At 73.5% G+C, this 24985-nt stretch carries 18 protein-coding genes; 3 read left to right on the top strand and 15 right to left on the bottom strand.

Annotated features, from left to right (window positions below; translation table 11 throughout):
* Positions 1-153: 153 nt before the first annotated feature.
* From ACFU6K_RS04435 to nrdR, 10 genes are all read right to left on the bottom strand, one after another.
* Positions 154-1488 carry an ABC transporter substrate-binding protein gene (locus ACFU6K_RS04435; RefSeq protein ID WP_380660835.1) on the bottom strand — a complete coding sequence of 445 codons (1335 nt, stop codon included), beginning with the start codon at positions 1486-1488 and terminating at the stop codon, positions 154-156.
* A gap of 385 nt (positions 1489-1873) precedes the next feature.
* Positions 1874-3088 carry a cytochrome P450 gene (locus ACFU6K_RS04430; RefSeq protein ID WP_380660834.1) on the bottom strand — a complete coding sequence of 405 codons (1215 nt, stop codon included), beginning with the start codon at positions 3086-3088 and terminating at the stop codon, positions 1874-1876.
* Positions 3089-3215: 127 nt separating this feature from the next.
* Positions 3216-4460 carry a cytochrome P450 gene (locus tag ACFU6K_RS04425; RefSeq protein WP_380660833.1) on the bottom strand — a complete coding sequence of 415 codons (1245 nt, stop codon included), beginning with the start codon at positions 4458-4460 and terminating at the stop codon, positions 3216-3218.
* A complete protein-coding gene (locus tag ACFU6K_RS04420) occupies positions 4457-5155 on the bottom strand; it encodes an ATP/GTP-binding protein (protein WP_380660838.1) in 699 nt (232 codons plus the stop codon). The genes ACFU6K_RS04425 and ACFU6K_RS04420 overlap by 4 nt, the downstream gene beginning before the upstream one ends.
* A 136-nt stretch (positions 5156-5291) precedes the next feature.
* Positions 5292-5660: a DUF742 domain-containing protein gene (locus ACFU6K_RS04415; protein WP_380660832.1), complete on the bottom strand. Its 369-nt coding sequence runs from the start codon at positions 5658-5660 to the stop codon at positions 5292-5294.
* A gap of 73 nt (positions 5661-5733) precedes the next feature.
* A complete protein-coding gene (locus ACFU6K_RS04410) occupies positions 5734-6168 on the bottom strand; it encodes a roadblock/LC7 domain-containing protein (protein ID WP_380660831.1) in 435 nt (144 codons plus the stop codon).
* A complete protein-coding gene (locus ACFU6K_RS04405) occupies positions 6168-8051 on the bottom strand; it encodes an ATP-binding protein (protein ID WP_380660830.1) in 1884 nt (627 codons plus the stop codon). The genes ACFU6K_RS04410 and ACFU6K_RS04405 overlap by 1 nt, the downstream gene beginning before the upstream one ends.
* 303 nt (positions 8052-8354) lie before the next feature.
* Positions 8355-9119, bottom strand: a complete 765-nt coding sequence (locus tag ACFU6K_RS04400) for an SDR family oxidoreductase (RefSeq protein ID WP_380660836.1) — start codon at positions 9117-9119, stop codon at positions 8355-8357.
* A 187-nt stretch (positions 9120-9306) separates the two neighbouring features.
* Positions 9307-12198: a vitamin B12-dependent ribonucleotide reductase gene (locus ACFU6K_RS04395; protein WP_380660828.1), complete on the bottom strand. Its 2892-nt coding sequence runs from the start codon at positions 12196-12198 to the stop codon at positions 9307-9309.
* A 205-nt stretch (positions 12199-12403) separates the two neighbouring features.
* On the bottom strand, positions 12404-12904 hold the full coding sequence (gene nrdR / locus ACFU6K_RS04390) for a transcriptional regulator NrdR (RefSeq protein ID WP_380660827.1): 501 nt from the start codon (positions 12902-12904) through the stop codon (positions 12404-12406).
* A 354-nt stretch (positions 12905-13258) separates the two neighbouring features.
* Between nrdR and lexA the strand changes: the two genes are divergently transcribed.
* Entirely contained in the window at positions 13259-14140 is an 882-nt protein-coding gene (lexA, locus tag ACFU6K_RS04385; protein ID WP_310593172.1) for a transcriptional repressor LexA, read from the top strand.
* Between the two features lie 222 nt (positions 14141-14362).
* Here the strand turns inward: lexA and ACFU6K_RS04380 are convergent, their stop codons facing one another.
* The 5 genes from ACFU6K_RS04380 to ACFU6K_RS04360 are packed head-to-tail and all read right to left on the bottom strand — an operon-like array spanning position 14363 to position 22168.
* On the bottom strand, positions 14363-16492 hold the full coding sequence (locus tag ACFU6K_RS04380) for an ATP-dependent DNA helicase (RefSeq protein WP_380660826.1): 2130 nt from the start codon (positions 16490-16492) through the stop codon (positions 14363-14365).
* A gap of 12 nt (positions 16493-16504) precedes the next feature.
* Complete coding sequence (locus ACFU6K_RS04375) at positions 16505-18328, bottom strand: IucA/IucC family protein (RefSeq protein ID WP_380660825.1); 1824 nt, start codon at positions 18326-18328, stop codon at positions 16505-16507.
* Positions 18306-19739: a lysine N(6)-hydroxylase/L-ornithine N(5)-oxygenase family protein gene (locus ACFU6K_RS04370; protein ID WP_380660824.1), complete on the bottom strand. Its 1434-nt coding sequence runs from the start codon at positions 19737-19739 to the stop codon at positions 18306-18308. The genes ACFU6K_RS04375 and ACFU6K_RS04370 overlap by 23 nt, the downstream gene beginning before the upstream one ends.
* A 9-nt stretch (positions 19740-19748) precedes the next feature.
* On the bottom strand, positions 19749-20354 hold the full coding sequence (locus tag ACFU6K_RS04365) for a GNAT family N-acetyltransferase (protein ID WP_380660823.1): 606 nt from the start codon (positions 20352-20354) through the stop codon (positions 19749-19751).
* A complete protein-coding gene (locus tag ACFU6K_RS04360) occupies positions 20354-22168 on the bottom strand; it encodes an IucA/IucC family protein (protein ID WP_380660822.1) in 1815 nt (604 codons plus the stop codon). Before ACFU6K_RS04360 ends, ACFU6K_RS04365 begins: the two co-directional genes overlap by 1 nt.
* A gap of 412 nt (positions 22169-22580) precedes the next feature.
* Here ACFU6K_RS04360 and ACFU6K_RS04355 point away from each other — a divergent pair, with 412 nt between their 5' ends.
* Positions 22581-23774 (top strand): trypsin-like serine peptidase, encoded by a 1194-nt coding sequence (locus ACFU6K_RS04355; protein ID WP_380660821.1) that lies wholly within the window; start codon positions 22581-22583, stop codon positions 23772-23774.
* 54 nt (positions 23775-23828) lie between these two features.
* A complete protein-coding gene (locus tag ACFU6K_RS04350; RefSeq protein ID WP_380660820.1) occupies positions 23829-24947 on the top strand; it encodes a trypsin-like serine peptidase in 1119 nt (372 codons plus the stop codon).
* Positions 24948-24985 lie beyond the last annotated feature (38 nt).

The following is a 24985-nucleotide window of genomic DNA, read 5'->3' as shown; positions in this document are numbered from 1 at the left end:
GGGGGGGGGGGTGGGGGGGGGGGGCCCCGCACCGCCCTCGACAGGTGGTCCTCGATGCGCCCGACCCCCGGGAAACCGGCCCCGGCCCCTCAGCTCCGGCCCCGGAACCAGCGCCGACACCAGCGCCGGAGCCGAGCAGGACGGACGGCCCGGCTACTGCGGCCAGGCGGCGTCGATGTCGGCGGCGGTCTTCTGGATCGACTGCCCCTCGGCGAACCAGGCGGTCAGCGACTTCCACTCCTGCCCGGCCCCCACGGCGGCCGGCATCAGGTCGGAGCCGTCGAAGCGGAAGGTCGCCGACGGGTCCGTCAGCGCCTCGGCCGACAGCTTGTCGATCGGGTCGGTGTAGAGGCTCTTGTCCACGCCCTGGTTGGCCGAGACCCAGCCGCTCGCGGTCTTCACCCGGCTGCTCGCCCAGTCCGAGCTGGACAGGTAGTTCTGCACCGCCTGCACCTCGGGCCGGCCGGAGAAGGCCGCCAGGAACTCACCGCCGCCCTCGACCGGGTTGGCGACCGACGGGTTCACCGCGGGCAGGTGGAAGGCGAAGACGTCCCCGTCCGGGCCGACCTTGGTGCCCTTGGGCCACTGCGCCTCGTAGAAGGAGGCCTGCTGGAGCATCAGGCACTTGCCGCTCAGGATCGGCGTGCCCGCGTCCTGGAAGGTGGTGGTGGCGATCGACTTCACGTCGCCGAAGCCCGCGTTGACCCAGGCCGGGTTCTGCATCCAGTCGGCGACCGTCTTCATCGCGGTGGTGATCTTCTGGTCGGAGAACTTCACCTGGTGGCCGACCCACTGGTCGTACACCTCGCCGCCGTACGAGCCGAGCACCACCTCCTCCAGCCAGTCGGTGGCCGGCCAGCCGGTGGCCGTCCCGGAGGCGATGCCGCCGCACCACGGCTTGGCCCCGCCGGCCTTGGCGATCCGGTCACTGAGCGCCATCAGGTCGGCCCAGGTCTTGGGCACGTCGTAGCCGGCCGCCGTGAAGGCCTTCGGCGAGTACCAGACCAGGGACTTCATGTTGGCGCTCATCGGGGCCGCGTAGTAGGTGCCGTTGACCGAGCCGTAGGTCTTCCAGATCGGGCTCCACTTGTCCTGGTTGGCGACGGTCTGGGCGGGCGGCTTCACCACCTTGCCGCTCTTCACCATCTGTGCCAGCAGGCCCGGTTGCGGGATGATCGCGAAGTCCGGGGCGTTGCCGCCGGAGACCCGGACCGGCAGCTGGGACTCGAAGTCGTTCGAGCCCTCGTAGCTGATCCTGATCCCGGTGCACTTGCCGAACTCGGCCCAGGACTTCTCCAGGTTGTCCGACTCCGGGCTCAGGATCGAGGCGAACATCGTCACGGTGGTGCCCGAGTGCCCGGCGTACGGCTGGTACTTGGCGCAGTCACCGGACAGCGACGCGGCCGATCCGCCCCCGCCGCCACCCGAACCGCCGGAGCTGTTGGAGCAGGCCGCGGTCAGCGCCAGTGCCGCCACCAGAACGGGCACGGCGGCCAGACGACGGCGTGAATTCGGTTGCGGCGCGGTCGGGTTGAGGGTCAATGCGGTTCTCCTCGCCAGGGCATGCTGCCGACGGTGGGCTGAACGACATTGCGCTGTACCGGAGATGGGCCTTCAAGGGAATCGCGGACATCACGGAGACGGAATCGCGGAACGGGATCACGGGCAGGATCACGGGTAGGATCACGAGCGGACGGCGGCCGGACTGATCGAAGACGTTAACGCAGCCGCCGCCCCCCGCCAAGGTCCCCGTTCGACCTTCACAAGCCGGTGTCCCGACCGTGACCCGCGACCGGAAGCCGAAGGCCCCGGCCGGACGTCCAACCGGACATCCCTCATAAATCCAGCCGGGGCCTTGCGATATGACCAACCGTCAGAAGAGCCGGACCGGCAGGTCCAGCAGGCTGTTCACCACCAGCGAGGGGCTCGGCCGCAGCTCGGCGTCCGGCACCGCGAGCGACAGCCCGGGGAAACGCTCGAACAGCGCGGGCAGCGCGACCCCCGCCTCCAGCCGGGCCAGCGGGGAGCCCGGGCAGACGTGTGGGCCGTGGCCGAAGGACAGGTGGCGGGACGGGTCCCGGGTGATGTCGAAGACCTCGGCGGTCACCCCGTGCTGGAGCGGGTCGCGACCGATCGCGTTGTACGAGACCAGCACCGGCTCGCCGGCCGGGATCACCACCCCGCCGACCGGAATGGACTCGGCGGCGAACCGGAACAGGAAGTTGCTGGTCGGCGGCGTCCAGCGGAGCGACTCCTCCACCACCGCGTCCCAGGACACCCGGCCCGAGCGCACCAGTTCCAGCTGGTCCGGGTGGGCCAGCAGGGCCCGTACCGCGTTGCCGATCAGGTTCACCGTGGTCTCGTGGCCGGCCGCGATGATCACCCGCAGGGTGGCCGCCGCCTCGGCGTCGCTCAGCGCCCCGCCCTCGGTGTCGGCCGCCAGCAGCACGCTCGCCAGGTCCTCGCCGGGAGCCGAACGGCGCTGCGCCACCAGGCCGTTGACGAAGGCGTTCAGCCCGGCGACGGTCGCCTGGATGCCCTCCGGGTTCGGCTTGATGCCGAAGAACCGCTCGTACAGGTCGCGCAGCAGGCCGTGCTCCGACTCCGGCACGCCCAGCAGCGAGCAGATCACCGTCATCGGCAGCGGGAAGGCGAAGGCCGTCTTGAGGTCCACCAGCGACTCGCCCGCCGCCAGGGCGTCCAGCAGCGCGTGGGTGATCTCCTCGACGCGCGGACGCATCAGCTCCACCCGCCGCGGGGTGAAGGCCTGCGCGACCAGCGCCCGAAGCCGGCGGTGCTCGGCGCCGTCGGTGGTCACCATGCTCGGGCCGGGCACCGCCAGGCCGATCAGCGGCCAGGTCTTCGGGACCTCGCCACGCTGGTAGGCCGCCCAGTGCGTGGCGTCCTTCACGAGCCGGGCGTCCGTGAGCAGGTCGCGCGCAGCGGCGTGCTGCGTCACCGCCCAGGCGGCGACCCCGCCGGGCAGCTCGACCGGCACCACCGGGCCGGCGGCCCGCAGCAGGGCGCCCTCGGCCGCGTTGTCGCGGGCCATCGGGTCGAGGGCGATTCGGGCCGGGGCAGCGGTCATCGACGACTCTCTTTCGAAGCTCTGGAGAAACTCTGGAGAAGCTCTGGAGAAGCTCTCGAAGCCGTTCGAGGTTTCGAAGCCCTGGAGAAGTTCTTCGAAGCTCTTTCGAACGGCCGGTGCGGGTGGATCAGGCCGGGTGGCCGGGGGTGAACGAGACCGGCAGCGCCACCAGCCCGCGCACCCAGGCCGACGGCCGCCACACCAGCGCGTGCTCGGCCACCGCCAGCCGCAGGTCCGGCAGCCGGTCGAGCAGCACCTCGATCGCGGTGGTGGCGATCACCTCGGCCGCCTCCTGGGCCGGGAACGGGCAGCCGTGCTCGCCGTACGAGTAGCTCAGGTGCGCCCGGTTGCCCTCCGCCGGGCGGCCGTCCGGCTGCCGGACCGCCGGGTCGGCGTTGGCCCCGGCGATGCCGAGCAGGACCAGGTCCCCCTCGCCGATCCGCTGGCCGCCCAACTGGGTGTCGCGGACCGCCCAGCGTCCGGCGAAGATCTGGGTCGGGGTGTCCTCCCAGAGCGCCTCGTTCAGCGCCTGGCTGATGCTGCGCCGGCCGCCGGCCAGCGAGGCCGCGAACCGCTCGTCGGTGAGCATCAGCCGCAGCGCGTTGGAGATCCAGTACGAGCTCGGCTGGTGGCCGGCGATCAGCAGCACCCGCAGGTCGCGCATCACCTCGTCGTGGGTCAGCCCGGCCGGGTGCGCCAGCATCCGCGAGGCGACGTCGGCGCCCGGGTGCTCGGCCTTCTCCTCGACCAGCGCGAGCATCAGCTCCAGCAGCCGCTGGGCGCCGGCCGGCGCGTCCGGGCCGCCGTCCAGCATGGCCAGCAGCGCCGCGATCAGCTGCGGCGCCTGCTCCTCGTCCAGGCCGAGCACCCGGCACAGCACCAGCAGCGGCATCCGGTGCGCGTACTCGGCGACCAGGTCGGCCTCTCCGCGCCCGGCGAACTCGTCGATCAGCCCGTCGGCGATCTCCTCGGCGTGCTTGCGCAGCTCGTACGGGTCGATTCCGGCCAGCGCGTCGGTGACCGCGCGCGAACGCCGGACGTGCTCCTCGCCCTCGGCGTAGAGGATCGAGGGGACGGGCGCCATCATCGGCTTCAGCGGCCAGTCGGCGGGCAGTGTCGCCCAGGCGTGCCAGCGGCTGGAGTCGCGGCCGAACAGCTGCGACCGGCCGGTCACCTGCTGGAGCTCGCGGTAGCCGATGACCAGCCAGGCGGGCACGCCGCCGGCCAGCTCGACCGGGGCGACCGGGCCGTGCGCGGCGCGCAGCTCGCGGTAGAGCTGGGACGGGTCGGTCTGGAAGCGCGGCCCGTACAGCGGCGTGGCGCCGGCGTGCGCCGGGCAGCCCGGGGGCGGGGTGGCGGCGGGCTCGGTCACGGGGTGCTCTCCTCGTAGATCGCGGTACGGGACCCTGCCGGGGCGGGCCGCGCGGCCGGGGCCGTCTCGTCCTCCCCGGTGGCAGCGGCCGGGACGCCTTCATCGGCCAGGGCGGTCCCGTCGGCTCCGGCCAGGGCAGCCTCGTCGGCCCCGGCCAGGGCGGCCAGGTGGTGGACCAGGGCGATCAGCACCCGCTTGCCGGACTCGCGGTCGCGCGCGTCGCAGTCCACCAGCGGCACCTCGGCCGGCAGGTCCAGCGCCTCGCGGACCTGCTCCAGGGTGTGGCCCGGCTCGCCGAAGTTGTTGCGGGCCACGATGAACGGCGTGCCGTGGTGCTCCAGCCGGTCGATCGCGTACCAGGAGTCCTCCAGCCGCCGGGTGTCCACCAGGACGACCGCGCCCAGGGCGCCGCTGAACAGGCGGTCCCAGAGGAACCAGAAACGTTCCTGCCCGGGCGCACCGAACAGGTACAGCACCTGGCGCTCGGAAAGGGTGATCCGGCCGAAGTCGAAGGCGACCGTGGTGGAGCGCTTGCCCCAGGCACCGGCCGGGTCGATGCCCTCGCCCGCCTTGGTCATCACCTCTTCGGTGTTCAGCGGGCGGATCTCGCTGACCGAGCCGACCAGGGTGGTCTTGCCCACGCCGAAGCCGCCGACCACGACGATCTTCAGCGCGTTGTCGGCGGTCGCCCGCAGCGGGGTGCGCGCGCCGGCGAGCCGGACGTCAGTGACGGCCTGGGCGTCACTGACGGCCTGGGCGTCGGCGACGACCTGGGCGTCGGCAGCGGGCCGGGCCTCCACGGCGACCTGGACGCCGCCGGCGGCCGAGACGTCAGAGCTGTTGAAGGCCATGCAGCACCTGCTTCAGCGTGTCGAGGTCGGGCAGCCGGGCCTTGTTCGGCGCGAACCGGGGGTGGCGGGCGGTGACCGCCCCGGACTCCAGCAGGTCGCCGAGCAGGATCTTCACCACCGAGACGGGCAGCGCCAGTTCCGCCGCCACCTCCACCACGGCGGTCGGGGCCTCGCACATCCGCAGGATCCGGGCGTGCTCCGACTGCATCCCGGGCGCCGGCTGCCGCTCGGCGACGATCAGGGTCACCAGGTCGAAGGCGTTCTCCGGAGCCCGGCTGCGGCCCCGGGTGATGGTGTAGAGGCGGTCCGGGTCGTCGTCGCGCCCCGGCAGCACCGGCCCCGGACTCATGCGCCCACCTCGCTCCGTGCGGCGGGGGCGTCGACCCCCGCGACCCCCTTGATCGTCCGCTCGCTCCGCGCGCTCATATGACCGCGCTCTCCTGCGCGGCCTCGCCTTCCGCCGCCCGGGCGGGCGCGCTGAGGTGGATCCCGATCTGCTCGATCAGGCCGTGCATGTTGTGGCCGACCACGCCGACGTCCGCGTCGTCGTCCGTGACCACCGCCAGGTGCGCGCCCTCGCCGGCCGCCACGATGCACAGGATGCCGCCGTGGAACTCGGTCATCGACTGCCGTACACCGCCGCTGCCGTCGCCGAACTCGATCGAGGCGCCGTGCGCCAGGCTCTGCAGGCCGGAGGCGATGGCGGCCAGCTGGTCGGCCTGGTCGGTGCTCAGTCCGGCGGTGTGGCAGAGCTTGAGGCCGTCGGCGGAGAGCACCAGGGCGTGCCGGGTGCCGGGGGTCGCCGCCAGCAGGTTCTCCAACAGCCAGTCGAGGTCACGGTCGGTGGCACTGCTCATCAGGTGTCCTTCTCGGTGACGGGGGAAGCGTCGGGCGTGGTGTCGGGGGCTGTGGTCGGCACCCCGGAACGGTCGGTGGTCGGCGCCCCGGAACGGTCGGTGGTCGGCGCCCCGGCAAGGTCCTTGGCCGGAGCCCCGGCGGGGCCTGCGGTCGGCGCCCCGGCAGCGGGCTGCCCGGCCGCCGCCGGGCGGGCGGCGGCCCGGCGGAACGCGCCGAACCGGGCGGCCGCACCCGCCGCGTCGGTGCCGGCGGGCTTCACGGAACGGTCCGTCGCGGGGGCGGCGGTGGCCAGCGTCTGTCCGCGGCGGCGCTGCGGCAGGCCGCTGTCGGTCGTCCGGACGGGCGCGGCGGGCACGACGGGCGCGGCCGGCGCGGCCGGCAGGGCGGGCGTGGTGGCGGTCCGCGTCCCGGCCGCGGCCTGCGTCCCGACGCGGGTCCGCTGCGCGGAGGGCGCCGGAAGCAGGGAGGCCGGGGCGGGGCGCGCCGAGGTGAGCGCGGGGCGCGCGGTCTCCGCGGGCGACCCCTGCACCGGTACGGACACCTGGACGGGCGCCGGGGCGGCGGCCGGTGCCGGGTGGGTGACCAGCTGCTGCGGGATCAGCATCACCACGCCGGTACCGCCGCGCGCCGAGGGCCGGAAGGAGATCTGCAGCCCGTGCTTGCGCGCCAGCACCCCGACCACCGCCAGCCCCAGGCGGGTACCCGCGGAGAGCGTCGTGAGGTCCAGCGGTTCGGCGGAGACGGCCCGTTCGGCCCGGCGCAGCCAACTGTCGCTCAGGCCCAGCCCGCTGTCCTCGACGGTGACCGCCAGCCCGGCGGGCACCTCCTCGACGTAGACGTGCACCTCGGCCGGCGGGGCGGAGAAGTTGGTGGCGTTGTCCAGCAGTTCGGCCAACGCGTGCATCACGCCCTCGGCCGCGTACCCGGCGACCGCGGCGGTGCTGGCGTTGTGCAGCCGCACCCGCTGGTAGGCGCCGATCCGGCCGAGCGCGCCGCGCAGCACCGACTCCACCGCGATCGGCTTGGCCCAGCGGCGGCCCGAGCGGGCGCCGGTGAGCACCGCGATGCTGTCGGCCATCCGGCCCGCCTGGGCGGTCGAGTGGTCCAGGCTCAGCAGGTCGCCGAGGACCTCCTCGTCGTGCCGGTGCTGCATCTCGCGCAGCTCGGCGTGCATGCTCGTGGCCAGCGCCTGGACCCGCCCGGCGGCGGTCGCGCACACCGCGAGCGCGGCGGCCCGCAGCCGCTCGCCGCGGCCGATCTCCTCGCCGACGGCGCGCAGCAGCGGGTACTGGGGGTGCTTGCGGTGGACGGCCAGCGCACTGTCCACCGCGGCGCCGGCCCGCAGCTTCGTCACCACCTCGGGCAGCACGCCCTCGGTGATCCGGGCCAGTTCGGCGCGCTCGGCCTCGACCCGGGTCCGCTCCGTCTCCGCCCCGGCCCGCTCGGCGTCGAGTTCGGCCCGCAACCGGGCCAGCTCGGCGTGCGCGGTGGTGACGTCGGCCTCGGCGCGGGCCTGCCCGGCGCGGGCGGCGTCCCGCTCGGCGAACGCGGCGGCGGCGCGGTCGACGGCGGCCGTCTCGGCCCGCCGGGCCGTGCCCACGGCGACCAGCGCGGCCCGGGTCTCCTCGTGCTGCGCGGCCAGGTCCTCAGCCAACCCCCGGGAACGCTCGACGCCGGCCGCCGCGAGGCCGACGGCGATCAGCCAGAGCACCGTGACGGCGCCCACCGCGAGGGCGGTGAGCGGCTGGTGCGCGCCGAGCGCCCGGGTGACGCCGACCGGCGCGGCGACCAGCGCCAGCAGCACGGCGGCCGCGGTCAGGGCGACGGTGCGCGGCACGGGCCGTCGGCGCGATCGGCCGTCGGGGCTGGGGGCTTCTCTCATCGGTGCGGTCCTCGGCAACGTCGGCGGGCGGCGGCGCGGGCGGCGGGTCGGCGACGGTTGCGGCCGCCGACAGCTGGTCGGGCGCATACCAGTCCGCCCGGCGACGTGACGAAACGTCTCCGGGCGTCTGATCGGTTCACGCTTTCGGCCGATCATATCGATTCAGACATAGGCCTCAAGCGGCCAGTTGACGACCAATCTCCTTCTTCACGCCGCCCGCACCACACGACGACACCCCCGACGCCCACCCGGACACCACGCCTCACACCGTGGGCGCCCGCCCTGCGCCGACGGCCGCCGACCTCAGCGGCCTCCGAACCGTCGCTCCAGCGCCTCCTCGAAGGTCCCCCGGCCCACCGCCCGATCCGGCGTCAGGTTGCCGCCCGCCCGCAGTCCGCGGCCGGTCGCTCCCGGCAGGGGCAGCGGCAGCAGCGGTCGGCGCCGGCCCGCCGCCCGCAGGTAGGCCTCGGCCAGCTCCCGGTACGAACGCACCTGCGGGCCGCCGACCTCCGGGGCGAAGCCGGCGGGCTCCTCCCCCACCAGGTCCGCGACCGCCTCGGCCACCTCCCGTACGTCGACCGGCTGGCACCTCACCCCGCTCAGCACCGGGAGGACCGGCAGCCTCACGGAGGCATCGAAGATCTTCAGCACCAGGTCGTGGAACTGCGTCGCCCGCAGCACCGTCCAGCCCAGCCCCGACTCCCGCACCACCCGCTCACAGGCGAGCTTCGTCGTGTAGTAGGAGAACGGCACCCGGTCGATCCCCACGATCGACACGTAGACCAGGTGCCGCACCCCGGCCTCCCGGGCCCGGGCCACCAGCGTCCGGACCCCGGCCACGTCCGCCTTCCTCTGCGTGGTCGCGCAGTCCACCACCACGTCGACCCCGGCCATCGCCTCCGCCATCCCGGCCCCGCCGACCAGGTCCCCGACCACCCACTCGACCCCGTCGCCCCCGCCCCGCACCCGCCGGCTCAACCCCCGCACCGCCACCCCGCGCGCCACCAGCAGCCGCACCACCTCCCGCCCCAACGTCCCCGTCGCCCCGGTCACCAGCACCGTTCCCACCACCGCGCCACTCCTTCCCTGAGGAAACCCGTCACCCCCTACAGACCGGACACCGCCCCAGAACGTGACATCGGCACGCCCGGGGGCTCGGGAAAGGACACACGAAAAAGCGGGGCGAGGACCGATGAAGGTCCTCGCCCCGCTTCAGGGGTTCACCTCAGGAGGCGACCACCGGGGTCGGGCGCGGTCAGCTGCAGCCGCTGGTGGAGCCGCAGCCCTCGCAGAGGTAGCAGCTGCCGGCGCGGCGCATCTTGGTGCCGCAGGAGAAGCAGAGCGGGGCGTCGGCGTTCAGGCCGAGCTGGATCTCCATCAGCTCCGTGGAGTTGTGGGCCTGCTTCGGGGCCGCCTTGGGCGCCTCGACGGCCGGGGCCGGGGCCGGGACGGCGGCCGGCTTGGCGGCGACGGGGGCGGACTGGGCGAGCGACTCGGTGTCGAGCTCCTCGGCCTCCAGCGGCTCGTACGAGCCCGTCTCCAGGTGGCGCTGGCGCTCCTCGACGGAGTGGATGCCGAGCGCCGAGCGGGTCTCGAACGGCAGGAAGTCGAGCGCCAGGCGGCGGAAGATGTAGTCGACGATCGACTGCGCCATCCGCACGTCCGGGTCGTCGGTCAGGCCGGCCGGCTCGAAGCGCATGTTGGTGAACTTCGAGACGTAGGTCTCCAGCGGCACGCCGTACTGGAGGCCGACCGAGACGGCGATGGAGAAGGCGTCCATCATGCCCGCGAGGGTCGAGCCCTGCTTGGACATCTTCAGGAAGACCTCGCCCAGGCCGTCGTCCGGGTAGGAGTTGGCGGTCATGTAGCCCTCGGCGCCACCGACCGTGAAGGAGGTGGTGATGCCCGGACGGCCCTTGGGCAGGCGCTTGCGGACCGGGCGGTACTCGACGACCTTCTCGACCACGGCGGCCGGGGCGGCCGCCTCGGACTTGGACTCGGAGTCCTTCTTCTTGGCCGAGAGCGGCTGGCCGACCTTGCAGTTATCGCGATAGATGGCGAGTGCCTTGACACCCATCTTCCACGCCTCGAAGTAGATCTCCTCGATCTCCTCGACGGTGGCGGACTCGGGCATGTTCACGGTCTTGGAGATGGCGCCGGAGATCCAGGGCTGGATCGCGGCCATCATCCGGACGTGGCCCATGGCCGAGATGACGCGCTCGCCCATCGCGCAGTCGAACACCTCGTAGTGCTCCGGCTTCAGGCCCGGGGCGTCCACCACGTTGCCGTGCTCGGCGATGTGGGCGACGACCGCCTCGGTCTGCTCGTCCTGGTAGCCGAGGCGCTTGAGGGCGCGCGGGACGGTGCCGTTGACGATCTGCATCGAGCCGCCGCCGACCAGCTTCTTGAACTTGACCAGGGCCAGGTCGGGCTCGACGCCGGTGGTGTCGCAGTCCATCATCAGGCCGATGGTGCCGGTCGGGGCGAGCACCGAGGCCTGGGCGTTGCGGAAGCCGTTCTGCGCGCCGAGGCGCAGCACGTCCTGCCAGGACTTGTTGGCGGCCAGCCAGACCGGGGCGTCCAGGTCGTCGTGGGAGACGGCGTCCAGCGAGGCGTCGGCGTGCTGCTTCATGACCTGCTGGTGCGGGGCCGCGTTGCGGGCGTAGCCGTCGTAGGGGCCGACCACGCCGGCGAGTTCGGCGCCGCGGCGGTAGGCGGTGCCGGTCATCAGCGAGGTGATGGCGCCGGCCAGGGCGCGGCCGCCCTCGCTGTCGTAGGCGTGGCCGGTGGCCATCAGCAGGGCGCCGAGGTTGGCGTAGCCGATGCCGAGCTGGCGGTAGGCGCGGGTGGTCTCGCCGATCTTCTCGGTGGGGAAGTCCGCGAAGCAGATGGAGATGTCCATCGCGGTGATGACCAGCTCGACGACCTTGGCGAAGGTCGCCGCGTCGAAGGAGTCGTCGTCGCGCAGGAACTTCATCAGGTTCAGCGAGGCGAGGTTGCAGCTGGAGTTGTCCAGGTGCATGTACTCGGAGCAGGGGTTGGACGCGTTGATGCGGCCGGACTCCGGGCAGGTGTGCCAGTGGTTGATCGTGGTGTCGTACTGGATTCCGGGGTCGGCGCAGGCCCAGGCGGCCTCGGCCATCTTGCGGAACAGCTTCTTCGCGTCGACGGTCTCGATGACCTCGCCGGTCATCCGGGCGCGCAGGCCGAATTCGGTGCCGTTCTCGACGGCGGTCATGAACTCGTCGTTGACGCGGACCGAGTTGTTGGCGTTCTGGTACTGGACGGAGGTGATGTCGTCCCCGCCGAGGTCCATGTCGAAGCCCGCGTCGCGCAGGGCGCGGATCTTCTCCTCCTCCTTCACCTTGGTCTCGATGAAGGCCTCGACGTCCGGGTGGTCCACGTCGAGCACGACCATCTTGGCCGCGCGGCGGGTGGCGCCACCGGACTTGATGGTGCCGGCCGAGGCGTCGGCGCCGCGCATGAAGGAGACCGGGCCGGAGGCGTTGCCGCCGGAGGAGAGCAGCTCCTTGGAGGAGCGGATCCGGGAGAGGTTCAGGCCGGCGCCGGAGCCGCCCTTGAAGATCATGCCCTCTTCCTTGTACCAGTCGAGGATCGAGTCCATGGAGTCGTCGACGGACAGGATGAAGCAGGCGCTGACCTGCTGGGGCTGCTTGGTGCCGACGTTGAACCAGACCGGCGAGTTGAAGCTGAACACCTGGTGGAGGAGGGCGTGGGTCAGCTCGTGCTCGAAGATCTCGGCGTCGTCCTTGGAGGCGAAGTAGCCGTGCTTCTCGCCGGCGGCGCGGTAGGTGAGCACCACGCGGTCGATGATCTGCTTGAGGCTCCACTCGCGCTGGGGGGTGCCGACGGCGCCGCGGAAGTACTTGGACGTGACGATGTTGACGGCGTTGACCGACCAGAAGTCGGGGAACTCCACGCCGCGCTGCTCGAAGTTGATCGAGCCGTCACGCCAGTTGGTCATGACGACGTCGCGCCGCTCCCAGCGGACCTCGTCGTACGGGTGCACGCCAGGAGTGGTGTAGATGCGCTCCATCCGGAGACCGCCCTTCGGGGCCTTGGCGCCCTTGGCCGCGGCCTTCTCGGACTTCGACCCGCGTGCGGAACCGCTCGTGGTGTCTGTCACTTCTCGCTCCTCCTCCTGGGCAAACGCCCGAAGTGCCCTGAAAAGTCCGGGCACTGCTGGTTCGTTCTTCCGGTGTGCGGGCAGGCGGAGACCCTGCCTGCTTACGCACGGTTTGTAGTGTTCTGTGCCCCGTTTTCGGGCACGCGTGGGCCCCGCGGGGCCGTGGTGGTGCGGATGGCTGGGCCCGCGAGGGGCCCGGCGCCTCCTAGGGCGCGGCGGCGGACACGGACACGCAGGTGTCGTCCGCCTCGGGGATGCGGGGCCGTTCTGCGCGGAGCTCCGCGATGGCGGCCTCGAAGTCTTCCAGTCCGTCGTACGCCTGGTACACGGAGGCGAAGCGCAGGTAGGCGACCACGTCGAGCTCCTTGAGCGGGCCGAGTATGGCCAGCCCCACGTCGTGGGTGGTCAGCTCGGCGCTGCCGCTGGCGCGCACGCACTCCTCGACCCGCTGGCCGAGCTGGGCCAGCGCGTCCTCGGTGACCGGCCGGCCCTGGCAGGCCTTGCGGACGCCGGTGATGACCTTCTGCCGGGAGAACGGCTCGGTGACGCCGCTGCGCTTGATGACCATCAGCGCGGCCGTCTCCACCGTGGTGAAGCGGCGGCCGCAGTCCGGGCACTGCCGACGACGGCGGATGCAGCTGCCGTCCTCGGTGGTCCGGCTGTCGACAACACGGCTGTCGGAGTGCCGGCAGAAGGGGCAGTGCACCTCGGGATCCCTCCCTGGCAGAACGTTCGGACCGGTTGAGTCTATGCGATGCGCCCCCGGCCTCGGCAAGCTGATCATGCGGGGCGACCACTAGTACTGGGCACGGAGAGGACTGTAGCCACTACATCTAGGAGTCTGGGGGAGGTCGGCGCCTTGGCGTGTCGATGCCGCGAGGGCGCCGATTAGACTGCCGGGGTCGAGTTTCGCTCGAACATTTACTCGATGTACAACAAAGCCTTGATCGAGTCAGTCAACTCCCGAATAATTCACTCGAACGTGTGTTTGGCGCAACCTTTCGATAGGAGGCGCGTTGGGCTGGAAAAGGGGAGAGGACAGCCGTCGAGAGGGGCCGCCGTGAACACGATCGAAAGCAACACCATCCCGGTGCAGGAACACTCCCAGTTCAAGGTGGGGCAGCGCACCACGAATCAGCAGGGTGTGGACAGCAGCATGGACCGTAGCGAAGACCACCGCCTCTCCGGCGCGGCCCTTTCCGGGGCGACCCGCGTTCCCGACCAGCCGATCGAACACTCCACCGCCATGGACGACTCCCACACCTCCCCCGCCCGGGCGATGCCCGGTCGCCCCCCCGGCATCCGCACCGACGAGGCCGGCCTCACCGAGCGCCAGCGCCGGGTGATCGAGGTCATCCGGGATTCCGTCCAGCGCCGTGGCTACCCGCCGTCCATGCGCGAGATCGGCCAGGCCGTCGGCCTTTCCAGCACCTCCTCGGTCGCCCACCAGCTGATGGCCCTGGAGCGCAAGGGCTTCCTGCGCCGGGATCCGCACCGTCCGCGCGCCTACGAGGTCCGCGGTGTCGAGGTGGCCCGTCCGAACACCGCCGAGACGGCCGGCCGCCCCTCCACCTCCTACGTCCCGCTGGTCGGCCGGATCGCCGCCGGCGGGCCGATCCTGGCCGAGCAGACGGTCGAGGACGTCTTCCCGCTGCCCCGCCAGCTGGTCGGCGAGGGCGAGCTGTTCGCGCTCACCGTGCGCGGCGACTCGATGATCGAGGCGGCCATCTGCGACGGCGACTGGGTCACCGTGCGCCGCCAGCCGGTCGCCGAGAACGGCGACATCGTGGCCGCGATGATCGACGGCGAGGCCACCGTCAAGCGGCTCAAGCGCGAGGACGGCCGGATCTGGCTGATGCCGCACAACCCGGCGTACGAGCCGATCAACGGCGACAACGCGACCATCCTGGGCAAGGTCGTCGCGGTCCTGCGCCGCCTCTGAGCGGCCCTGTGCTCCGCTGAGCGGCCCTGTGCTCCGCTGAGCGGCCCTGTGCTCCGCTGAGCGGCCCTGTTGCTCCGCTGAGCGCACCCGCGCCGCCTCGGCGCGCACCAGCACTCACCGCACCACCACACACACCGGGAAGGGGCTCCTCCGCAGCGCGCGGGGAGCCCCTCCGGCGTTCCACGGGCCGGGCGGGCCGGGCGGGCCGGGCGGCCGGGGCCCTCAGCCCCGCTTCACCACCGGCCGCACCGGCGCCGCCGAGGCGTCGATCGCCGCCAGCGAGCGACGCACCTGGTTGCGGTCCGTGGTGTACCAGAACTCCGGCATCGAGGAGCGGAAGAAGCCCCCGTACCGCTTGGTCTCCACCCGCGGGTCCAGCACCGCGACCACGCCCCGGTCGTCGGCCGCGCGCACCAGCCGGCCCGCGCCCTGCGCCATCAGCAGCGCCGCGTGCGTCGCCGCGACGGCCATGAAGCCGTTCCCGCCGCGCTGTTCGACGTCCTTCTGGCGGGCGCTCATCAGCGGGTCGTCCGGCCGGGGGAACGGGATCCGGTCCATCACGACCAGCTGGCAGGCCGAGCCGGGCACGTCCACGCCCTGCCAGAGCGAGAGCGTGCCGAACAGGCAGGTCGTCGCGTCCGAGGCGAACTCCCGGATCAGCTCGCCCAGGGTGTCCTCGCCCTGGAGCAGGACGCGGTGGTCCAGCCGCTCGCGCATCGCCTCGGCGGCCGTCTGGGCGCCGCGCATCGAGGAGAACAGGCCCAGCGTCCGCCCGCCGGCCGCGCCGATCAGCTCGGCCAACTCGTCCAGCATGTCCGGACGTTCGGGATCGCGCCCGGGGTCGGCCAGGTGCTTGGCGACGTACAGGATGCCCTGCTTGGGGTACTTGAACGGCGAGCCGACGTCGATCCCGCGCCAGTGCGGCACCGCGTCCTCGCCGAAGCCCGCGTCGGCGTCCGGGTTGTCCCCGGCGGTGCGGACGTCCGGCAGCCGCGTCTCGGAGGGCAGGCCGACCGAGGCGGCGACGCCGTTGAAGTCCCCGCCGAGCTTGAGCGTGGCCGAGGTGAGGACGACCGAGCGCTCCTTGTACAGCCCCTCGCGCAGCAGCCCGGAGACGCTCAGCGGGGCGACCCGCAGCGAGGCGGTGCCCAGCCCGTAGCGGTCGCTGCGCTCGATCCAGACCACGTCGTACTCGGAGTCCTCCAGCAGCCGCTCGGCCGTCTCGTGCAGCGCCTCGGCCGAGGCCATCGCCTGCTTGCGGACGGCGTCCTCGTCGCTGAGCCCCTTGTCCCTGGTCTCGCCCAGCGAGCTGATCACCTGGCGGGAGGCGTCCCGGATCGCGGTGACCGCGTACGCGAGGTACTCGGGCAGCTCCTCGACCCGGCCGGGCTGGGCGGTCTCCATCAGGCCGTGGTAGTTCTCGGCGGCGGCCTGGAGCGCGTCGACCGCCTTCTCGTTGGCCAGCCGCGCGGCCCGCTTCACCGCCCGGTTGACGGCGCCGACGGTCAGCTCGGCGGTGGCCGCGCCGGTGACCCGGTTGACCAGCTCGTGCGCCTCGTCCACGATCAGCAGCCCGTGCTCGGGCAGCACCGGCGCGCCCTCGATCGCGTCGATCGCGAGCATCGCGTGGTTGGTGACCACGACGTCCGCCAGCTTGGCCCGCTCCCGCGCCTTCTCCGCGAAGCACTCCTGCCCGTACGGGCAGCGGGTGGCACCGAGGCACTCCTTGGAGGTGACCGACAGCTGGGCCCAGGCCTTGTCGGAGACGCCGGGGCTGAGGTCGTCGCGGTCCCCGGTGTCGGTCTCGTCGGCCCAGTCGCGCAGCCGCAGCACGTCCTTGCCGAGCTTCCCGGTGGGCCCGCCGAGCGCGTCCACCGGGTCGAACAGGCCCTCGCCCTCGTCGCTCGGGGTGCCCTCGTTGGCCCGGTGCAGGCACAGGTAGTTGGAGCGGCCCTTGAGCATCGCGAACAGCGGGCGGCGGCGCAGCACCGGGTGCATCGCCTCGACGGTGCGCGGCAAGTCCCGCTCCACCAGCTGGCGTTGCAGCGCCAGGGTGGCGGTGGCGACCACCACCCGGTCGCCGTGGGCGAGCGCGGGCACCAGGTAGGCCAGGGACTTCCCGGTGCCGGTGCCGGCCTGGACGAGCAGGTGCTCGGCGTGGTCGACGGCGTCGGCGACGGCCTCGGCCATCCGGACCTGGCCGGGGCGCTCCACACCGCCGACGGCCGCCACCGCGGCGTGCAGCAGTTCGGGGATCCGCGAGCGCGGGACGGCGACGGCTTCCTCGGCCTCGTCGCCGAGGACTGCCGCCCGCTGGGATTCGGAGTCGTGGGATTCGGAGTCGTTCGTCATGACGCTCCCAGCCTACGGGGCGGGGGTGACAATCCGGTCCCGTTGCCCGGGCATCCGCACGTCCACGGCGACCAGCGCGTTCGGCACGGTCCCGTACCGGGCGGCGTGCGGGCGGTGCGGGCGGTCCTGGTAGCCGTCCATCAGCAGCCGGTTGCGGTTGAGGCAGAGCCGGTCGATCCGGGGGCGGAACAGGTCGAACAGCTCGAAGCGCTCGCGCAGCTCGGGGAAGCGGTCCTGGTAGCGCAGCACCTCGGCGCGCAGCAGGGCCCAGAACTCGGTCTCGGGCAGTCCGGTCTGCGCCTCCAGCAGCGGGGCGAGGAAGCGGAACACGCCGATGAACAGCCCGGCGTGGATGAACTGGCAGAGCCCCTGCGGGCTCTCCCGCAGCAGCACCTCGGCCACCTCGTCGGGCAGGGCGTGCAGTTCGGGCAGGTTCTGGGCGCTGAGGTTGACGTCGTCCACGAAGTCCTTGACCGCGAGCCGGACCGGCGCGTCGGTGGGGTCGAAGACCACGATGGCGTTCTCGCCGTGCGGGGAGAAGACCAGCCCGTAGCGGTAGAGGAAGTGCAGCAGCGGCGGCATCATCGCGGCGAACAGCCGGGCGGTCCAGTCGCCGGGGAGCAGGCCGGAGCGGTCGATCAGCTCGGCGGCGAGCGCCCGCCCGTCGGAGCCGGTCTGCAGCAGCGAGGCCAGGGTGCGGGCCCGCTCGCCGCCGTCCAGGAAGGGGCCGAGCGGCTGGCGCCAGATCGCGCCGAGCAGCTCCTTGTACTGGTACGGCGCCTCGGGCAGCTCGCGGTAGAGCGGGTGGTCGACGGTGACGGAGGCGATCTCGCCGAGCAGGATCACCCGGCACTCGTCGCGCAGGTACGGGTCGGCGTCGCGCAGCCCGAGCAGCCAGGCGGTGACGGCGGGCGCGGCCAGCGTGCGCTCGACCGGCAGGCCGCGCCAGACCAGGGTGTTGAGGATGGACAGCGGCAGCTTGACGGTGCAGCGCTCGGGGTGGGCGGTGTTGAAGAAGGAGCGGATGGACTGCTGGGGCAGCCGTGGGTCGCCGTCCGAGGGCAGCAGGACGATCTCGCCGGAGGCGATCCAGGGCGCGAACAGCGGCAGGACCGTCTCGTCCCACTGCCAGGGGTGGACGGGCAGCAGCAGGTAGTCCTCGGCGTCCGGGCCGAGCGCGGCGCGCAGCGCGTCCACGTCGTCGAGCTCGCGGGCGTACAGCTGCTCGGGCCGCTCCAGGCCGGGCACGCCGCGGTACTCGGCGAGCCGGCGGTGCACGGCGATCCACGGCAGCGGGCGCGGGCTGCGGGCCTCCGGGGCCCAGCGGGCGGCGTCGGCGGCGGAGAAGCCGATCCGGCCCTTGTTGGGGACGATCCAGGGGTGGCCGGTCTGCCGGCCCTCCAGCGCGGTGTGGTCGAGGTCGGCGAGTTCGGCGGCGGTCAGCGCGGTGGCGAGCTGGCGGGCGTCGGCGGTGAGGGTGGCGGAGAGCTCGCGGATCAGGTGGCCGGTGGTCTCGCCGCGCAGGCCGAGGGTCTGCCGGGCGTACGGGAGGAAGCGCAGCGGGTCCAGGCCGTCCGGGCGGGAGCAGCGGACGGAGTCCGGGTCGACCTGCCAGCTGTCGTAGGAGCCGCGCCGGGCGGTGAAGCGGTACTCGGCCTCGGGCAGCTCGAGCCGGTACTCGCCGGGCGCGTCGTCGGGGACGGGTCGGAGCAGTTCCTCGTAGGCGAACTCGCCCAGCATCTTGGCCAGCAGGGCGCGGCCGGCCCGCTGCCAGTGCCCGGCGGTGAGGTGCGGGGGCAGGTGGAGCGGCGGTTCAGCGGCCGACGGTTGCGGCACGGGTCAACTCCTGGGGGCGGGGGACGGCGGGGGTGGGCTGTTCGACGGGACCGACGGAGGCGGGCTCGACGGAAGCGGGCTCGACGGGACCAGCGGCGCCGGGCGGCGCGAAGCCGGTCCAGGCGGTGCGGCCGGGCAGCCGGTGGACGGTGCGTCCGGTGACGGCGTTGAGGATGACGGCGGCCCGGTGGGCGCCGAGTCCGAGGTCGGGGGTGCCGACGCCGTGGGTGTGCAGTTCGGCGTTCTGGACGTACAGCCCGCCGGTGAGCCCGGGCCGGGTGGCGACCCGGTGGTCGGGGTCGACCCGGTAGCGCCCGGCCTCGTCCCAGTCGATCAGTTCGACGAGCGGTTCGAGCGCGGCCGGGCGGGCGGCCCGGTAGCCGGTGGCGAGCACCACGGCGTCGGTGCGCAGCAGGTGCTCGGCGCCGGAGTCGGTGTGCCGGCAGTGCAGTTCGAGGCTGCCGCAGGGGCCGGGGCGGGCGGCGGTGACGGCGGTGCCGGGGGTGATCTCGACCGGGGCGGCGTCGATCGGGCGGCCGATGGTGCGCTCGTAGAGGTGGTCGTGGATCTCGGCGAGGGTCTCGGCGCTGGCGGCCTTGTGCAGCTGCCACTGGGCGGCGACCAGCGCGTCCCGGACGGCCGCGGGCAGGCCGTGGAAGTAGCGGGTGTAGTCGGGGGTGAAGTGCTCCAGGCCGAGCTTGGAGTACTCCATGGGGGCGAGCGCCCTGGTCCGGGTGAGCCAGCGCAGCCGGACGTCGTCGCCCTCGTGGCGCCGGAGCAGGTCGAGGAAGACCTCGGCGCCGGACTGCCCGCTGCCGACCACGGTGATGTCGCGGGCGCCGGCCAGGTCGGCGCGGCGGTCCAGGTACTCGGCGGAGTGGAAGGCCCGCGGGTGGCCGGCCAGCGCGGTGAAGGCCTCGGGCAGCACCGGCCGGGTGCCGACGCCGAGGGCGAGGTTGCGGGCCCTGACCTCGGAGCGCCGGCCGGTCGCGGTGTCGGTCAGTTCGGCGCGGTACCAGGGCGCCTCCCAGTGCAGGGCGGTGACCTCGGTGCCGAAGCGGCAGTTGGCCAGCCGCTCGGCGGCCCAGCGGCAGTAGTGGTCGTACTCGCGGCGCGGCAGCTGGAAGCGCTCGGCGAAGTAGAACGGGAACAGCCGGTCCTGGTCGCGCAGGTAGTTGAGGAAGGACCACGGGCTGGTCGGGTCGACCAGGGAGACCAGGTCGGCGAGGAACGGCACCTGCATCCGGGCCCCGTCGACCAGCATCCCGGGGTGCCAGCGGAACTCCGGGCGCTGGTCGCAGAAGAGCGTGCGCAGGCCGGGGACGGGCTCGGCGAGCGCGGCGAGCGAGAGGTTGAACGGGCCGATGCCGACGCCGAGCAGGTCGTACGGAGGGGGTGTCGAGGTGTCCACAGGGTCGTCCTAGGCGGGGAGTTGGGCCTGCGCGGCGGGCCCGTCGGCCCGGTCGCGGACCATCAGGGCGGCCCGCTTGTCGGGCAGGTCGAGTTCGGCGGCGGCCCGGAATCCGGCCCGTTCGAAGGCCCGGACGGACCGCCGGTTGCGGACGTCCGGCTCGGCCACCACCCGTTCGCAGCGCGGATTCCGGCGGAGAATCAATTCTGCGAGGGCGGCCAGGAGGACGGCGCCCAGGCCGCGGCCGCGGCTGGCGGCGGGGCCGAGCAGCAGGTGCACGCCGGTGTCGTACGGCCGGGCCGGGTAGTGCGCGGCGAGCGGGTCGAGGTCGGCGCGGTAGACCTCCCAGTAGCTCATCGGCTCGCCGTCGAGCAGGCCGAGGCACGGGAGGCTGCGGCCGTCGCCGTCCAGTTGGGCCCGGACGTGCCGTTCGGTGACGTCCGGCGGTCCGGCGAGCTCCCAGAAGGCGTCGACCTCGGGGTCGTTCATCCACCCGGCGAGCAGCGCCAGGTCGGCGGGCAGCCGGACCGGGCCGAGCCGGAACTCGCCGGCCGGGGTGGGGACGGCGCCCCACCCGGACAGGCCGTCCGGCACCCGGCACCCGTCGTCCGTCATCAGGCACCCGCCACCGGGTTGGGGATGTCCACGTACACGGACTGGCTGGCGACCGGGCCGACCAGTTCGTCCATGCCGTTGACCCGGGTGAGCAGGTTGGCCTTGCAGGGCAGCGCGGGCGCGTCCAGCAGCAGCGCGGGCAGCGCCGAGCCGGTGGCGGCGGCCCGCGGGCCGGCCAGGAACCGGCGCAGCGCGGCCAGCAGCACCGTCTCGTCGGCGAGCCGCTGGGAGCCGAAGGCACCGATCAGGCCGAGCACGTGGTTGATGCCGAGGTAGTAGGCGAAGTGGTGGTCGATCACCTCGTCCGGCAGGAAGGTGTCGCTGTCCGCGCCGAGTCCGGGCAGCCGGGCGGCGAGCCGCGCGGCGGCGCTCTCCCGGTAGTAGTAGCCCTGGTTGTCGCGGTAGCGGCCGCCGCAGGGCCAGCCCTCGGCGTCCAGCAGCACGAGGCTGTTCTGCTGGTGCGCCTCCAGGGCGATGCCGCCCCGGCCGTCCAGCCAGAGGATGGGCAGCACGACCGCGTCCAGGTAGCGCAGGAACCATTCGGCGGCCACCGTCGGCAGCGGGCGGGCGCAGCGGACGGCCAGGGCCCGCAGGGTGTCGCCGAGCCGGGAGGGCACGGTGTCGCCGGTGCCCAGCGGCTGTTCGGCGACCAGGCCGGCGACGCACAGCGCCCGGTCGGTGGGCGCGAAGGGCTGGGCGCGCAGCACGGTGTCCAGGCCGCCCGGGTCGCCGAGGGCGGGGTGGTCGACGCCGATCCAGGCCGGGTCGCGGACGATGTCGAAGCCGGGGTGGGCGGTCCGCCACTCGGCGGCCAGCCCGCTCTCCAGCAGCCGGTGCATCTCCAGGCCGCGGTGCAGTTCCTTGCGCAGGTTCTCCCGGCGGGAGTTGGTGATCCGCAGGCCCAGCGAGAGCTTGAGCATCCACGGGGTGCCGGGCCGGTAGACGGTGCGCACCGAGGAGGTGGGGTACCAGGGCTCGCCGGCCGGACCGAGGTCGTGCAGCAGCCCGTCGGCGAGCAGGGCGGCGACGGCCGGGCGGTGGGCGAGTTCGCGGGCCTGCCAGGGGTGCAGCGGGACGGCGGCGGTGCCGGGCGGCAGCGGGACGGCGCCGTCGAGCAGCCCGGCGGTGAGCCGTTCGGCGCTCTCGGCGACGGCGGAGCCGGCCGCGAGCAGCTCGCGGTCCACCGCGTACCAGTGCAGTTGGAAGGAGCCGTGCAGTTCGGGCGAGTAGGCGGCGCTCTGGGCCGGGCCGAGGCCGTCGCGGCTCTTCGGCGTGGGGTGCAGCGGGTGGCCGAGCAGCAGGGACTGCTCGGCGGCGAGGAAGTGCGAGCGCTCCGGCCCGCCGGGCACGGCGGCGGTGCGGCGGTGGGCGAGGATCTCGGCGGTGCGCACGACCGAGTCGCCGACCCTGGCGGCCAGGTCGGCGACCTGGCCGGGGTCGGGCCGTTCGGCGGCCGCGGCGGCGAGCAGCGCGGCGGCGGTGACGGCGTCCACCGGGGCCTCGCGGACGTCCCCGGCGGCGCTGCCGTCCCCGACCGCGAGGGTGGCGGGTCCGAAGCGGTGCCAGCCGCCGGGCGACCAGTAGCGGACCGGGGCGGTGAGCCGGGCGGCCCCGCCGAGGACGGCGATCCGCAGCCGGCCGTCCGGGCCGGGCCGGGCTCCGGTCTCCCGGGTCCAGCAGCGCAGCAGGGCCTCCAGTCCGGCCTGTTCGGCGGCGACGGCCGGGTCGGGGTGCAGCAGGAGGTCGTGCCCGTGGGCCCGCTCCACGGTGGGCGACGGTACGGGCGGGGCGACGGTGAGGGCGGCGGTGCTCAAGGCTGCTCCTTGGGGCGCGTGGGGGTGCGGACGCGCACTGTGGTGGAGGGGTCGGCGGGCGCTCGCACCGTCGCGTCAGGTAAGGGTTACCTATCCCTGACGGGTGATCACAAGGACGGCTCACTCGTCAGGGTGAAGATCGGGGATTGTCCACCAACGGGGCCGGATACCCTGCTGCGTCGGCTGACCGGGCGGCCCCGGATCACGGATCGGTGACCACCGGTCCGCACCGCAACCCGGGGGGCGGGCAGCGCCGTCCTCGTCCGCGATGGAAGACTCCATGGCGGCGAAACGCCGCACCGCGAACCGGCCGGACACGCACCACCGCGGTACGGAACCGCCGGCCGTGACACCACCGGGCGGCCCGGCACCGACCGGCACCGACCGACCGAGCACAGGGGGAAGCGCACAGATGCCCACGATCCACCGGTCAGCCCTGGCCGCCGCTCTGGCCGCGGGCACCCTGCTCGCCGTGACCGCCTGCGGGCCGGACGGCCCGGCGGGCGGCGGGACCAGCCCCGCGCCGCCGCCCTCCTCCGAGGCGACCCAGGCCGCGGGTTCGGGCGGTGTGATCGGCGGGATCCCGCTCCCGTCCGGGCTGCCGACCAGCCTGCTGGAGGGACTGCCCAGGAGCTGGGACGACCTGAAGAAGTGGAAGTACGAGGACTGGGACAAGTGGGCGTCCAAGCACGTCTTCAACAACCCGGTGGTGAAGGACTTCTGGGACCCGGACAAGATGGGCGACTCCAAGCCCGCCGACCCGGCCCCGCCCGCCGCCAAGCCGGCCCCCGCCACCCCCAAGCCGGCCACCGACGACGGCGTGACCGACCCCGAGCCCCCGGCGGTCAAGGCCGTGACGGTGCCCCGCCCGTACCTGAAGCAGCCCTCCGGCAAGGTGTTCTTCTCCGCCCAGGGCGGCCGCGGCAACTGCTCGGCGACGGTGATCGCCGACCCCCAGCACCCGGGCAGGAGCAACCTGGTCTGGACGGCCGGGCACTGCGTGCACGAGGGCAAGGGCGGGAACTTCTACAAGGACCTGGTCTTCGTGCCCGCCTACAACAACTCCGGCGCCTCCAGCGGCGGCAAGCGGGCCCCGCTGTCCGAGCTGGCCCCGCTCGGCACCTGGTGGGCCGACCAGGTCACCACCTCGCCGCAGTGGATGGTCGAGGGCGGCGGCACCGGCGACGCCGCCAACCAGTACGACTTCGCGGTCATGCGGGTGCACAACCAGAACGACACCGGCAAGTCCCTGGAGGAGACGGTCGGTTCGGCCGTCCCGGTCTGGTTCGACGCGCCGCGCGACCAGCTGAAGGTCTCGGCCACCGGCTACCCGCTCGCCAAGCCGTTCGACGGCCAGGAGCTGTACAAGTGCGACGGCGGCAAGCCCACCCGGCTCTCCTTCGACGCCAAGCGCCCGACCATGCTGACCATCGGCTGCACCATGACCCAGGGCGCCAGCGGCGGCGGCTGGTTCGCCACCATGCCGGACGGCAGGACCGCCCTGGTCAGCAACACCTCGATCGGCACCCAGGAGCACACCTCGCTGAGCGGCCCGTACCTGGAGGCGGTCGCCCGGCAGGCGCTGGACTGGATCTCCAAGAAGTAGCCGCCACCGGGGGCGGTAGCGAACCACCAGCACAGCACGGGGGGACGAGCCAGCATGCCGAGAACCACCAGCCGGCGGCGCCGGGCCGCGACGGGCGGCGCCGCGCTGCTCGCCGCGCTCGCGCTGGGCGCGGCCGGGTGCGGCCCGGACGGCCCCGCCCGGCCCGCCACCGCGCCGCTCGCCCTGCCCAGGTCGTCGCCGACCAGCCCGGGCGACCTGAGCGGCTGGAAGGTGGACGACTGGGCCCGCTACGTCGCCGACAGCGCCTTCGCCAACGACGCGGCGCCCGGCGCCTGGACGGCGGCCCGGATGGACGCCGCCAGGCCCCGGCCCACCCCGGAGTACTCGCTGACCGCCCCCGCGGCGGCCGGCGTCGAGCGGGACGCCCCGCCCGCCGCCGTCCCGGCCAAGCCGCAGCCGCACCCGTACGGACCGGTCGGCTCGGTGGTCGGCCGGCTCTTCGCGACCACGCCGCAGGGCGACGTGTCCTGCTCCGCCACCGTGGTCTCCGACCCGGTCAACCCCGGCCGCAGCAACCTCGTCTACACCGCCGCGCACTGCCTGCACGACGGCAAGGGCGGCGGCTGGCTGAAGAACCCGGTCTTCGTGCCCGGCTTCAACCGGGACGGCCAGGTGGTCCACGGCAGGGCGAACGCCGACCGGCAGGCCGCCCCGTACGGCCGGTGGACGGCGGTGCGCGCGCTGGTCTCGCCGACCTGGCTCCAGGAGAGCGGCGTCGGCGCCCACCACCAGTACGACTACGGCGTCCTGCGGGTGCGCGGTGAGGACGGCTCCGGCAGGTCCCTGGAGGAGACGGTCGGCGGCTCGGTGCCGATCTGGTTCAACGCCCCGCGCGACCAGATCACCGGGACCGCCGCCTACGGCTACCCGGCCGAGCGGCCGTTCGACGGCCTGGAGCTCGAACACTGCGACTCCCCGCTCGCCCCCGGGCTGCTCTCCTTCGACCGGGACCGCCCGCCGATGTACGTGATCGGCTGCACCATGACGGCGGGCGCCGCCGGCGGCGGCTGGTTCGTCATCCGGGACGGCAAGCCCAACCTGGTCAGCGTCGGCGCGGTCGGCAACCGCAACCCGGCCGGCTACCAGGCCGGCCCCTCCCTCCAGGACCAGGCGAAGCAGGCCTTCGACTACTTCGCCAAGAACGTCCGGTAGCGGCGCCGGAACGGCAGGGGCCCCTGTCTCTTATACAC

This window comes from Kitasatospora sp. NPDC057512 (genome assembly GCF_042802135.1).
Lineage (GTDB): Bacteria > Actinomycetota > Actinomycetes > Streptomycetales > Streptomycetaceae > Kitasatospora.
The sequence above is the reverse complement of the archived record's forward strand: the minus strand, read 5'-3'. Positions and strand labels throughout refer to the sequence as shown.

Excerpts from the sequence above, each read along its gene's own strand:
- ACFU6K_RS04365 (WP_380660823.1), bottom strand. The coding sequence starts at position 20,354 with ATGACGGACGACGGGTGCCGGGTGCCGGACGGCCTGTCCGGGTGGGGC.
- ACFU6K_RS04405 (WP_380660830.1), bottom strand. The coding sequence starts at position 8,051 with ATGAGAGAAGCCCCCAGCCCCGACGGCCGATCGCGCCGACGGCCCGTG.
- ACFU6K_RS04415 (WP_380660832.1), bottom strand. The coding sequence starts at position 5,660 with ATGAGTCCGGGGCCGGTGCTGCCGGGGCGCGACGACGACCCGGACCGC.
- ACFU6K_RS04355 (WP_380660821.1), top strand. The coding sequence starts at position 22,581 with ATGCCCACGATCCACCGGTCAGCCCTGGCCGCCGCTCTGGCCGCGGGC.
- ACFU6K_RS04430 (WP_380660834.1), bottom strand. The coding sequence starts at position 3,088 with ATGACCGCTGCCCCGGCCCGAATCGCCCTCGACCCGATGGCCCGCGAC.
- ACFU6K_RS04380 (WP_380660826.1), bottom strand. The coding sequence starts at position 16,492 with ATGACGAACGACTCCGAATCCCACGACTCCGAATCCCAGCGGGCGGCA.
- ACFU6K_RS04350 (WP_380660820.1), top strand. The coding sequence starts at position 23,829 with ATGCCGAGAACCACCAGCCGGCGGCGCCGGGCCGCGACGGGCGGCGCC.
- ACFU6K_RS04410 (WP_380660831.1), bottom strand. The coding sequence starts at position 6,168 with ATGAGCAGTGCCACCGACCGTGACCTCGACTGGCTGTTGGAGAACCTG.